This is a genomic window from Photobacterium kasasachensis, from assembly GCF_050336885.1.
In the GTDB taxonomy this organism is placed as follows: domain Bacteria; phylum Pseudomonadota; class Gammaproteobacteria; order Enterobacterales; family Vibrionaceae; genus Photobacterium; species Photobacterium kasasachensis.
The window spans coordinates 13,155-25,298 of the sequence record NZ_JAKJSH010000013.1 but is presented as its reverse complement, the minus strand read 5'-3'; the positions used below and the strand labels follow the sequence as shown (position 1 = coordinate 25,298).

10 protein-coding genes are annotated in these 12,144 nt (G+C 45.5%); 1 reads left to right on the top strand and 9 read right to left on the bottom strand.

Features of this window, described 5'->3' with window-relative positions:
- Positions 1-12 precede the first annotated feature (12 nt).
- The 9 genes from L4D19_RS18105 to rlmF form a co-directional block, all read right to left on the bottom strand.
- Entirely contained in the window at positions 13-1,251 is a 1,239-nt protein-coding gene (locus tag L4D19_RS18105) for a class I SAM-dependent methyltransferase (RefSeq protein ID WP_428453638.1), read from the bottom strand.
- Positions 1,252-1,273: 22 nt separating this feature from the next.
- Positions 1,274-2,056 (bottom strand): DUF1365 domain-containing protein, encoded by a 783-nt coding sequence (locus L4D19_RS18100; protein WP_428453637.1) that lies wholly within the window; start codon positions 2,054-2,056, stop codon positions 1,274-1,276.
- The gene (locus L4D19_RS18095) at positions 2,049-3,389 is read right to left on the bottom strand and encodes an NAD(P)/FAD-dependent oxidoreductase (protein WP_428453636.1); all 1,341 of its coding nucleotides are present in this window, start codon (positions 3,387-3,389) and stop codon (positions 2,049-2,051) included. The genes L4D19_RS18100 and L4D19_RS18095 overlap by 8 nt, the downstream gene beginning before the upstream one ends.
- Positions 3,386-4,117, bottom strand: coding sequence for an SDR family NAD(P)-dependent oxidoreductase (locus L4D19_RS18090; protein WP_428453799.1), 732 nt, complete (start codon positions 4,115-4,117; stop codon positions 3,386-3,388). The genes L4D19_RS18095 and L4D19_RS18090 overlap by 4 nt, the downstream gene beginning before the upstream one ends.
- Before the next feature lie 2 nt (positions 4,118-4,119).
- Positions 4,120-4,551 (bottom strand): nuclear transport factor 2 family protein, encoded by a 432-nt coding sequence (locus tag L4D19_RS18085; protein WP_428453635.1) that lies wholly within the window; start codon positions 4,549-4,551, stop codon positions 4,120-4,122.
- A 46-nt stretch (positions 4,552-4,597) separates the two neighbouring features.
- The gene (phrB, locus tag L4D19_RS18080) at positions 4,598-6,082 is read right to left on the bottom strand and encodes a deoxyribodipyrimidine photo-lyase (RefSeq protein WP_428453634.1); all 1,485 of its coding nucleotides are present in this window, start codon (positions 6,080-6,082) and stop codon (positions 4,598-4,600) included.
- 31 nt (positions 6,083-6,113) lie between these two features.
- Positions 6,114-6,926, bottom strand: coding sequence for a MerR family transcriptional regulator (locus L4D19_RS18075; RefSeq protein WP_428453633.1), 813 nt, complete (start codon positions 6,924-6,926; stop codon positions 6,114-6,116).
- The gene (locus L4D19_RS18070) at positions 6,916-7,863 is read right to left on the bottom strand and encodes a YbgA family protein (protein WP_428453632.1); all 948 of its coding nucleotides are present in this window, start codon (positions 7,861-7,863) and stop codon (positions 6,916-6,918) included. Before L4D19_RS18070 ends, L4D19_RS18075 begins: the two co-directional genes overlap by 11 nt.
- Before the next feature lie 199 nt (positions 7,864-8,062).
- The gene (gene rlmF, locus L4D19_RS18065) at positions 8,063-9,067 is read right to left on the bottom strand and encodes a 23S rRNA (adenine(1618)-N(6))-methyltransferase RlmF (RefSeq protein ID WP_428453631.1); all 1,005 of its coding nucleotides are present in this window, start codon (positions 9,065-9,067) and stop codon (positions 8,063-8,065) included.
- A 316-nt stretch (positions 9,068-9,383) separates the two neighbouring features.
- On the opposite strand from rlmF, the gene L4D19_RS18060 reads away from it, so the two are divergent.
- Positions 9,384-12,134, top strand: coding sequence for an endo alpha-1,4 polygalactosaminidase (locus L4D19_RS18060; RefSeq protein WP_428453630.1), 2,751 nt, complete (start codon positions 9,384-9,386; stop codon positions 12,132-12,134).
- The last annotated feature ends 10 nt before the right edge of the window (positions 12,135-12,144 follow it).

The following is a 12,144-nucleotide window of genomic DNA, read 5'->3' as shown; positions in this document are numbered from 1 at the left end:
AGTTTGAAACGGCTATTCACGCCATCCCGAACGACTGGCAACGAGTTGAACGGTACTAATACTGCGCTCTAAAAAGCCACCTTCGCAGTAGCAAAGATAAAACCGCCACATTCGGATGAACCTATTATCAAACCCTTGCTCTGTAAGCTTCTCGATACTGTCGTTAAAGTTGTGATGCCAGTCTGCCAATGTCTTCGCATAGTCCATACCGATATCTTTAATATCGCGAATAATGAAATCACTATGTTCGGTCATTTGATTGGCGACTGTGGTCACTGACGGTAAGAAGCCTCCCGGAAAAATGTACTTCTGGATAAAGTCGACACCCTTGCTGTAGCTATCGTAGCGTTGGTCATTCATCGTAATCGCCTGAATAGCAAACAAACCTTCGGGTTTCAGCAGCGACTGGCACTTTTTGATGTAAGTGGTCAGATACTCCTTACCGACAGCTTCTATCATTTCCACCGAGACAATCTTGTCATACTGGCCACTCAGTTCCCGGTAATCACTGAGCAACAAGGTTATTTGATCTGACAACCCCTCCTGCTCAATTCGCTCTTTGGCCCATTGGTGCTGCGCATCGGAAATGGTCGTTGTTGTCACCTTACAGCCGTAGTACTTGGCCGCATGTATCGCTAACGCTCCCCATCCTGTACCTATTTCCAACAGATGATCTGATTCAGTCAGATTCAACTTCCGGCAAAGCCTGTCCATCTTGTTGATCTGCGCCTGAAACAACTCCTGATGCTTGTCATCATAAATAGCCGCCGAATAAAGCATGTTCGGGTCTAAGAAGGTACGGTAGAAATCATTACCGAGATCATAATGGGCCAAAATATTTTGTTTAGCGGCTTCCTTGCTGTTACGTTGGGTTCGGTGTACCCACTTATCTCTCAGCACACTCAGCCAACTCATTTTTTTCTCAATCCGCTCCATAACTGGCAGGTTTTTGGCAATTACTCTCACAACTTGAGTCACATCGGGGGAGTCCCACCAACCATCAATATAAGACTCACCAGCTGCAATACTGCCGCCAGACAATAACCGCTTATAGAACGCAGGATTTTGTACAATCAGCTGAGCCTGACAACTGGCCTGACGCTCACCAAAAAAATACGTATCTCCACTCTGTTCGACGACGGTAAGCCCTGCGCCTTCAAGCTGTTCAAGTGCCTTGAAGATCACTTTGCGGGCAATATTCTCTGTTCCCGTCATCACCAACTCAGAACGACTTACATCACTTTTAAACATAATGAGCCCCTTATTTACTGTTCTATTCTTGATTTGACGGAATCTGCTTACTTGGCGAATGGTTGTAGAAAGGCGCACCTTTCAACCACAGCCGCAATGCTTGCCAATAAATACCAATCACTATTTTTATTGCTTGAACCGGTGTGGCGCTAATAAGCTGCCAGAGCACTTTTGTCGTAAAAGGTCGGCGCTTCATTACCATGGTGGCATCCATGATATTTTGGTCCCTACCACTAGAGCGAATATCCAAATGCACAACCAGTTGTTTTTCTGGAGCCTTGAGCCGCCAATGGTACTCCTGGCTCATCGGATTAAATGGCGAGACATGAAAAGCTTTAGGATTGTGATAGCGTGAGCCAGCTGGCACTGCATAATAGTGCCTTTCGTTCCAGGGAGTGTTGCTTACCTCGGCCAATACCCAGCGCCAATTACCCTGTTCATCGTAGAGGTAATACATATTCAGCGGACTGAAATACACGCCGGCATAACGAAGCTGACAGAGCATCATGACTCGCCCCTGGACTCGCTCTCCAGTCAGGTTCTCGACCTTGGCAAGCACAGCCTGCTTTAATGATTGAGGGTCAATATCTCTAGCCTGTTCTTGTGCACTTGGATCATTCATAAAATCCAGTGGACGAAAACGGGCGAAATTCAATACGCTCTTACCAAACCCTTTCACAGTTTTTTGTAATTCTTCAAGCTCATCGAGATCTATCAAGGGCATAAACATCGGGTAGCTAAAACTGTGCTCTACCGGTGTGAACCGTCGATGCCTGACAGTGCCAACATACAGTCCGCTATTCATACCTTTCTCCCTCAACCTGAGAGGCTGCAGTATGAGACCGACTTGCCTGCAATTCATCTGTGACTGGCTCTGTGGCAAGTTTTGATATACCGTCTACCACATCTAGCGCGCTATGTACTCCGTCTTCATGAAAGCCGTTATACCAATAGGCCCCGCAGTACCATGTGTTGTTAACACCGTTAATATCGCTTCTTGCTTGCTGCGCCATCATGCTCGACGTGGAAAATACAGGATGAGCGTACGTAAACCGTCGGAGTATTTTTTCCGGCGCTATCCGCTCTGTCAGGTTTAGAGTGACGCAAAACGTCTCGGGAGATGAAATATTCTGAAGAATATTCATGTTGTAGGTCAGACTGGCTAACTTATTGTCTCTAAGTTGCCCATTTTCGACGCAGGGACCAAGGTGATAATTCCAGGCAGCCCATGCAGCCCGAGATTGAGGCAGCATCTTGATGTCGGTATGGAGCACAACTTCGTTATCCTGATACTCCATTGCACCCAGTACCCGCTGCTCTTCAGCCGTGGCATCCCCTAACATCGATAACGCCTGATCACTATGACTGGCAAATATCACCTGATCGTAAACTTCACGACTGAGTTCGGTTTCGACGATGACTTTCCCTTGCTGACGAATTACTTTTCTAACCGGCTGGCTCAACAATATTTTATCCCGGAAAGGGACAATGAGTTTCTTGATATATTCTCGCGACCCACCAGGGATAACGAACCACTGCGGGCGATTTGTCACTTCAAGAAGTCCATGATTTCGGAAAAACCGAATAAAGAACGATAACGGAAACGCACGCATGTCTGACAAAGTTGAGGACCAGATAGCCGCGCCCATGGGCAAAATATAATTCTCGGCAAAATACTGACTGAATTTGTGAAGCTGTAAAAACTCTCCCAAAGTACGGCTTTGCTCGTCAGCCAAATCCACCGACATTGCCAACTTGTTAAACCGGAGAATTTCATAGATAAAGTATAAAAACCTCGGGTTAACCATATTACGCTTCTGAGCAAACATGGATGCTAAGCTATGACCGTTATATTCCAGCCCGTTGCTATCATTGTGGATACTGAAGCTCATTTCTGTCGGATCGCCGCTAATACCAATTTCCGACAACAAACGCTCGAATCTCGGATAGGTCCGATCATTAAAAACGATAAAGCCAGTATCAATCGCGTAGTCTCCGCTGGCCACTGAGACATCGACCGTTGCAGTATGGCCACCAATATAATCATTGGCTTCATAGACGGTAATATCATGTTGACGATGCAAATACCACGCACATGTTAACCCTGATATTCCAGTACCGATAATGGCTATTTTCATGATTGTTTTCCTGTCATTCGTTTAACCACAGCCAACTGAACCCGAGTTGGCAATAGCGCAATCGTTTTAAGAAATAAGCTGAACTTAAGTGGGAAATGAATTTCTGCTTTTCCGGCGGCAATACCTTTTCGAATCGCAGCCGACGCATATTGCGTTGTCACCAGCATGGGCATAGCGAAGTCATTTTTATCGGTTAACGGTGTTTTGACAAAACCGGGGCTGACCAACGTGACCTTGACGCCTTTATTCGCAAGATCAATTGCAAGCGTATTGGCGATATAGGCAACAGCCGCTTTCGATGCGCCATATGCCTCAGCCCGGGGCAACGGAATATAAGATGCCGTTGAGCCAACAATCACCAGCTGGGTTTCGGCATCAAAGTAATGCTGCAAAGCTTGAATACAATTAAGCAGTCCGTAGACATTGACATCAAATACACGCCTGAATAGTTCGACGTCAATTTGTCCGTGTTCGATATATTCACACGTACCAGCATTTAAAATGATCAGTTTCGGAACCTGTGGCAATGACGTCATAGCTAGGGTGACTTCATCCATATCGGTAACATTAAACTGAACAGGTTGAATATTTGCACTGTGCCGACAGAGTGGATCTAGCCGCTGCTGCGATTGGCCGCAGGCATATACCTGCCAGCCGTCTCCCGCATAATCTATTGCAAGCTGTTCACCGATACCCGAGCTGGCCCCGGTAATTAATACTTGTCCCATCATCACATGCTCACCTTTATCCGGCGGATAACAGAGCCGAGAACCGGCACCCCCTCATAAACCATTTCGCCCATGTCAAAATAGTCCCGATGATAAATAACACGATCATCTTTGTACTCTAGCCGTGAACACCCCCTAACAGAGCGTGGTTTTCCGCCTGCAATACGTGGATGGCTGAATGTCATTGTCCATTGAATGTAGGCTTTGTTTTGTGATGATAAAGTGTCATGTACTTCGAATTGGCATTCGTTGACGGTCCGAAATAGCCGGGTGAAATAGTCATGTAAATTTGGCCAACCAACCATCTTGTGGGCAGGGTCTTCGAAAATCACATCAGAATGATAGAGTTCTTCAAGCTCAGTTAAATTATGCTTGGTAAGTTGGTTATATGTTTCGACAAATTTAGCTGTCAAAAACCCTGACTGTTCAGCCATATTTCAATCCTCAACATAATATATTTAATACCCAGCCCGATTCGGTTTATTGGGCTTCACCAATTAGAGCTTTGGCCGATTTAAATACTTCAATAGCTCTGAGCCTTGCACTTTTATGATCAACAATCGGCTTCGGATAATTCAGACTCTCCGCCTTGTCCCATAAAAACGGCTGATGAATATATTTATCTGGCACGTCTCGTAATTCATGTATCCAAGTACGGATAAAGCTACCATCTGGATCAAACCTCTCCCCCTGAACGGTCGGGTTAAACACCCTGAAATAGGGTTGGGCATCGGTGCCAGTCGAGGCTGCCCATTGCCAGCCGCCATTGTTTGAAGCCAAATCACCATCAATCAGCTGAGACATGAACCATTGTTCGCCAGCTTGCCAGTGAATGAGCAGATCTTTGGTCAAAAAACTGGCTGTAATCATCCTTAGCCGATTGTGCATCCAGCCTGTCTGCCTGAGCTGTCTCATCGCAGCATCGACAATCGGATAGCCCGTCCTGCCTTGCTGCCAGGCATTCAGCATAGAGTCGGACTGCTGCCACACCACATTGCGGGTCCAATCGAGAAAAGGTTGGTTCCGGCTTAATTTCGGCCAGGCCACAATTAAGTGACGATAGAACTCTCGCCAGATAATTTCATTTAACCAACAAAATGCGCCACTTTTCGAATCATCTAAACATTGCGGAAACTCAGCCAGCAATGCAGCCATACATTGACGAACAGACAGTGCTCCTATGCTCAAATACGGTGACAAGCAACTGGTTCCATCTATGGCCGGAATATCTCTTTGCTGATGATAAAGCGCTGCTTTTTCTTCACAAAACATACGAAGCCGCTGCTTGATAGCTTCTTCATCGACCGGCCAGTGAACACTGTCTGCAGCCGGGTAAGTAAACGACATCCCCGGCTCTGGTTGCACATCCACCATAAAACCATTTGCTTGCTGCTTTTCAGGTTTAGGATGGACAGAAGGCACTTCAAAACGATAGACCTTTAGCCACTCACGTCTGAAGGGAGTGAATACCTTAAAAGGCTGACCATTTCTTGTCAGTACCTTCCCCGGCGTAATAATGCAGTCATCATCAAACGCGCTGAACCTGATGTTGTGTTTCTCTAACAGCCCTGCGGTGAGTTCATCCCGCAGACGCTCATTCCACTCATATTGCTGATTACAATAAACTTGGCTGATATTGTGAGATACAGACAAATCGGTAACCGCCTGCGCCGCTTGCTCGAAGTCATCCACCTCGATAATAACTAACGGTATATTGAGTTCAGAAAGTTGCTCCCTGAGTACATCAAGGCGGCGCCGAATAAAATCAACTTTCATCGGGGCAACATTATGTTCATGCCACTGCATTGGCGTTGAAATAAAGGCTGCAAGTACATTGTTACTACAACGTGTTGCGGCCGTGAGAGCTGTATTATCGACCACCCTAAGATCTGAGCGAAACCATATTAAACTTGCACCTTCGGGAGTATCTGACGCCTTTTTCTTTTCTAATGATTGATTAACCATGCTACAAACTCCCGTTGATTATTTCGGGCCACTACGGCTCAGCTAACATACCCTGGTGTATCGTCCTGATACTGCCAACGAGTTCAAAATGACACTGCGAATTCGCAACCAGCTTTTTTAGTTGTTCCAGGTTATTTGCCGATATACGCCTTTCACCAATCACGACCAATTTACTGACTTTCAATGCTTCCAATGCCGCTCCAAGGGAGGTTAACTTACCGTCTAACGAGCCAAGAACAGTGACGTTGTAATCCTCATCTGTTAACTGCCATGCCTGCAACCACATTCGGTAATCGTCAGGATGATCAAAGCTCAATAAATAACATAATTTTGATGAGCGCTTTTTAGCTTGGGTAATTAACGCAACACAGCGCTGCATCATAGCTGACTGCCACAGTGATAATTGAATGCTCGCCAACGGGTTCTCTGCTTTTTTTATCTCGCTTTCCACAGGATTCACAATATGCGTAACAAAGACATCCAGTGGATACTCTTTCATTATCTGGATTAGCAGCTTATCTAGTTTGGCACCATTACAATCGATTAAAGCTGATAATAGAGAGTCGACAGACTTTTTATTTTCAGGCTGTTCACTTTCCTGTTCGGCATCTTGCACGCCTTCAATAAGAGGACGCACTTTACCTATTGCTACCCCCTTATCCAACCAAGATAGAATAAGGCGTATCTTCTCAATATCTTGTTCAGAATATAATCGATGACCTTTTTCAGTTCTTTTCGGGTTTAACAAGCCATAACGTCTTTGCCACGCCCTCAGGGTTACCGAATTCACCCCCGTTATATCGGAGACTTCTTTTATTGCGTAATACTGATGATCACAATCCATAACGTAACTTCAACTCCTCAGGATATGGATTCAAAAATGTTTGTAGCTGTAAATACGGATCAGGATATTGCTTCAGGTAATGGTTAATAAGTGCTAAAGGTACCAGTATTGGTTGGTTACCCTCACGATAGCTCATTATCAGTTCGGCTAACTCTTGTTTTTGCTCTTTGGTTAATGAGCGTTTGAAATAACCCTGAAGATGCATTAATACATTGGTGTTATTCTTTTTGCTCGCCCTATTTTTTATGGCGTCCATAAACTGCTGGCGATATTCGACATAGAATTCCGTTAAATCCCACTCTTTTATTGAAGCCACCAACCTGCCCATTTCTTTGTAGGCTATCGGGCTATGCGCCATCAAAACGAGCTTATAGCGTGAGTGAAACTTAACAAAGGCATCGTAGCTTATGTTTTCTCCGGTCGAGAGATAGAAGTCATTGAGTGAAAAGACACGAAAAACAAAGTTTTCTCTCAGTACAGGATCCTGCAGACGACCGTCTTCTTCTATGGGTAACCAAGGCATTTTTTCCATCAACTCTCGAGTATATACCCCAACACTTCCACCAGGTACAGTATTGCCGTTGGGGATGTGTAATTTGACCCTTTCCATGCCGCAGGTCGGTGACTTGGCACACACGACATAACCTCGCAAACCACCAAAATGGGTGATTTGCTGCTTCGCAAAATCTTGCATCTGAGAGGTAAAATCGATGTCATTGTCTTTACTGTCCACCAAACGCTCATCGCCTGCTGGCAGTTGCAACAACCGGATGGCGCGTCTCGGAATTGTCATCCCAATACCAACCTCAGGACAAACAGGCTTAAAATCAAAATATTTTGATAGTTCATCAGCAGCAAAACGGTTTTGCTTATGTCCGCCGTCAAAGCGAACTTTTTGTCCGAGAACACATGCGCTTATACCTACTGAAATAGTCATCGCACCAACCTTGTACAAACCAATGAACTTGTACAACTAAAGTTAGCCTATGTTCTCATGTTGTACAATATTTTTTTTTGTACATGTGTGGATTCGGACTTAGTTATATGATGAACAAAGAAAAAGCGGCCAAAGGCCGCTTTACTGTTCATGACTAATTCTAGAAACTTATTGAAGTGACGAGCTGAAAAACGAACCTCTACTGCTCCCAACGCTGTTCACGCCAGGCTTGCTGCTGTTCATCATTCAAGAACGTCCACGCCACAACACGGGTAATTTTCTGGCCTTGTGCCATGTCTATGATACGTACATCGACAGCACCTGCTTTCTTCAGGCTACGATAGATTTCCGGCAGATTTTCTTTCTTCGACACTAATGTTGTAAACCAAAAGCATTGGGCCTGATGGTCAACACTTTGCTTAATCATGCGCTTGATAAAGGCGGCCTCTCCTCCCGGGCACCAAAGCTCTGCCTTTTGCCCGCCAAAATTGAGAACAGGCTTCTTCCCTTTTCCGGATTTTTGAAAGCTATCCGTCCCCTTCTTTTGAGCATTGGCAGCAAGATTACGTACTTTGCGCTCACTGCCTGCGGTCGCTTCTGCCAATGAAGCGTGAAAAGGCGGGTTGCACATCGTAAAATCAAAAACATCGTCTGCATTGATCATCCCGGTAAAGATATGGTCTGGATTGTTCTGCAAGCGGCACTTGATCCCACCAGACAACGTTGGATTAGACTCTACAATAAACTTCGCTGACTTAATTGAAAGCGAGTCAATATCAGCCCCAACGAAACGCCAACCATAGACCCTATGCCCGACAATCGGATACGCACAATTCGCTCCGACTCCAACATCAAGGCCTGTTATTCGTTTCCCTTTGGGGATCATGCCCTTGTTCGAGTCGGCCAACAAATCTGCAATATAGTGAAGATAGTCTGCTCGGCCGGGAATTGGCGGACACAAGTAACCCGGTGGAATATCCCAATGCTGAACCTGATAAAAATAACTTAACAATGCTTTATTCAGCATTTTAACTGCCTGTGGATCGGTAAAATCAACAGACAAGTCACCAAACTTGTTCATTGCTACAAAAGGACTTAACGAAGGACAGCTCGCTATCAGGGCGTCAAAATCATAACGCTGACGGTGGGGGTTGCGAGGATGTAACCCTTTTTTGGTTACCTGAGTTTTCTTCTTTTGTGTCATTTAATTATCACTTTGCTTAATTAGCAGCTAAACAATACGGTTAACTGCAATTGATACACTACATTTTACAGCATAAACCTTGTTGCAATAAGTCCACGGACAAACCATATAAAAAATATTTTCCAAGACACAAGCAAAACTAAACGCATACTCCGCGACAAAATGACCAACAAATGGTCAATAAATGGTCAGTTCACGCAAAGTTCGCTAAATATGAGACAAATTTGTAGAAAAAACATGTCTCAAATCTTACAGTGGAATTAACTGGCATAGCTGTGCAGTGCTATTTAGGCATTTCAAGCAAAGGAGTTGCATTATGCGTATATGGATCTTTGTGCTGTTCGTTTTGCCATCTTTGGTGTCTGCACAGACACCTTCGTCAATTGCTTTTTATTACAACTCAATTGATTCCGCTATGGAATTAATGAATTACGATCGTGTCGTTGTAACCGCGGACCTAATTACCCCAAAACAAATAGGGACATTAAAAAAAGCACAAACTAAAGTTTTTGCCTATCTGAGTGTTGGGGAATTTGACGGTCCAATCTTACCCGACAACTTACGTACTTCCTCTCCAGCAAGAAATGAAAACTGGCAAAGTTATGCCATGGATTTAACCGATCCCCAATGGCAACTATATCTGACCCAAAAAGCTGAAGCTTATCTCTCTAAAGGGTTTGACGGTTTATTTCTCGATACACTGGACAGCTATTACCTCTTTGCTAAAAGCGAGAAAAGACAATATCAGCAACAACAAGCTCTGGTTAGTATTATCGCCCGCCTGGATCAGTTAACGGGCAAGCCTGAGTTGATCCTAAACCGTGGCTTTGAAATTATCGAGCAGCTACAGCATCCAGTTTCTGCTGTGCTCGCCGAGTCGCTCTACAACAGCTATCACCCTGTCGATAATAGCTATAAGAAAGTCAAACCCTCTGATTCAGAATGGCTTACCGGCAAACTGAATCAAGTTAAAGCTCGTGGCATCGAGGCGATTGTTATTGACTATATCCCGGCGAAAAACCGTGAAGCACAAATTGCAGCCGCGAAACGCTTGCTTAACGAAGGCTATACGCCGTATGTCAGTGACGGAATGCTCTATAAGTTCGGCGTGAGTACAATCGAACCAGTGGCTAAGCGTATTCTCGGCTTTTTCGACAGCCAATTCACTGACTTTTCGTCGTCCGAATGTCACCGGATGATCTCAATGCCTATCGAGTACATGGGTTACGTCCCTGAATGCAGGGATGTCCGGTCAACCAACATCGACAATATCGACCTAAGTCGCTACGCTGCCGTTTTGCTGTGGCTGGAAGAAAGTTCCTATCAAAGCAATGCCAAACTTCAGCAATGGCTTTTCCATACCATTGACGAACGCCCGGTCCTCTTTATCAAATCACTGCCTACAGATGAAACATTACGAGCCAAGCTCGGCATTACCGAAGCTGGTACACTTGAAGGCAAAGTCACTATCAGTCTTGGCAGAGACTGGGTGGCCAATCGCTATCCTCCCACTTTCAGCGAATTTGAAGCTCATCCGCGTTGGGTTACCAAAAATGCCAGCATCGCTCCGCTCATTGAAGCAACCGATGAAAACGGCCATTCTTCAGGTCTCCTGTTCAAGGCCCCTTGGGGAGGCGCGGTTTTGGCCCCACTCCCTGTACTTAACCTGGCAAACAACACCGAAACATGGACAATTGATCCTTTCCGCCTAATCGACGAGACACTGGACCTTCCGGTTATTCCCGCCGCCGACGCCACAACGGAATCAGGCAGACGGATCCTCACCAGCCATGTCGACGGTGACGGTTTCCCGTCCAAAGCCTGGTTCCCGGGAAAGCCCTATACCGCAGAAGTACTGCTAAAGCATGTCTTTAAAAAATACGATCTACCGCAAACTGTTTCTGTTATTGAAGGCGAGGTTGGCAAGCGCGGCTTATACCCTAAAGAAAGTGAAGCCATGGAAGCGGTAGCCCGTGACATATTTGCATTACCAAATGTAGAGATTGCATCACATACTTTTAGCCACCCTTTTTTCTGGGACCAGACCAAGACATTTAAGAAAAAGCAGTATGGTGATCACCTGCCTATTCCCGGCTACACCCTGGACTATCACAATGAGATCATCGGTAGTGTTGACTACATCAACAAGAATCTCGCCCCCAAAGGCAAGAAAACAAAGCTGATACTGTGGTCAGGAAAAGCCGATCCCAAAGAAGATATTCTAACCATTGCTGAAAAAGCCAACCTGCTCAATGTTAACGGTGGTAATACCTATGTGGTAAAGGGAAATGACAACTATACCCAGGTCTCGCCCACTATTGCCTGGTATCCCTCAGCGGTCCAAGTTTATGCGCCGGTACTAAACGAAAACTTATATACCAATCTCTGGACTGAACATCATGATGGTTACGGACGTGCTGTAGAAACATTCGAGTTACTTGGCAGTCCACGCCGACTGAAAACTATCGCTATCTACTATCACATGTACTCAGGTGCTTACCCTGCCTCACTGAAAGGGCTTCTTGACGTCTATGACTGGGCAGTGAAGCAAAAGGCCACTCCCCTTTACCTCAGCGAATATGCCGAGCGTGCTCGTACTCTGTATGAAACAGGCATTGCTAAAACCCTCAATGGAAATTGGCAAATCACCAGTTCAGGTATTACAAGCATCCGCCTACCGGATTCAATGGGCTTCCCGGTTATCTCGAAGAGCAATATCGCAGGCTGGGACCAAGGGCCAGATGGCAAGTTCCTGACTCTATCTGCGCCGCGCAGTGTTATTGCTTTGGCTAACATTCAAAACCAAGACGCCTATCTAAAAAATGCCAACGGCCAGCTTATACAATGGAAGAAAGACGGGCCAATTACGTCCTGGACAATTAAGAGTCATACCCCGCTTGAGTTTGAAATCGCCAATGGCTCAGGATGCAAACTCGTCAGTGACTCGACACTAAAAGCAACTGTCATCGCGAATGGCGGGGTCAGATATCAGGCACTTAAAGCAGGCACTGTATCTGGCTCACTACGCTGCAGTAGTCAATCTGTAACAACGAACAAGAACGACTAACGGTGAACTA

Excerpts from the sequence above, each read along its gene's own strand:
- L4D19_RS18105 (WP_428453638.1), bottom strand. The coding sequence starts at position 1,251 with ATGTTTAAAAGTGATGTAAGTCGTTCTGAGTTGGTGATGACGGGAACA.
- L4D19_RS18100 (WP_428453637.1), bottom strand. The coding sequence starts at position 2,056 with ATGAATAGCGGACTGTATGTTGGCACTGTCAGGCATCGACGGTTCACA.
- L4D19_RS18095 (WP_428453636.1), bottom strand. The coding sequence starts at position 3,389 with ATGAAAATAGCCATTATCGGTACTGGAATATCAGGGTTAACATGTGCG.
- L4D19_RS18090 (WP_428453799.1), bottom strand. The coding sequence starts at position 4,117 with ATGGGACAAGTATTAATTACCGGGGCCAGCTCGGGTATCGGTGAACAG.
- L4D19_RS18085 (WP_428453635.1), bottom strand. The coding sequence starts at position 4,551 with ATGGCTGAACAGTCAGGGTTTTTGACAGCTAAATTTGTCGAAACATAT.
- phrB (WP_428453634.1), bottom strand. The coding sequence starts at position 6,082 with ATGGTTAATCAATCATTAGAAAAGAAAAAGGCGTCAGATACTCCCGAA.
- L4D19_RS18075 (WP_428453633.1), bottom strand. The coding sequence starts at position 6,926 with ATGGATTGTGATCATCAGTATTACGCAATAAAAGAAGTCTCCGATATA.
- L4D19_RS18070 (WP_428453632.1), bottom strand. The coding sequence starts at position 7,863 with ATGACTATTTCAGTAGGTATAAGCGCATGTGTTCTCGGACAAAAAGTT.
- rlmF (WP_428453631.1), bottom strand. The coding sequence starts at position 9,067 with ATGACACAAAAGAAGAAAACTCAGGTAACCAAAAAAGGGTTACATCCT.
- L4D19_RS18060 (WP_428453630.1), top strand. The coding sequence starts at position 9,384 with ATGCGTATATGGATCTTTGTGCTGTTCGTTTTGCCATCTTTGGTGTCT.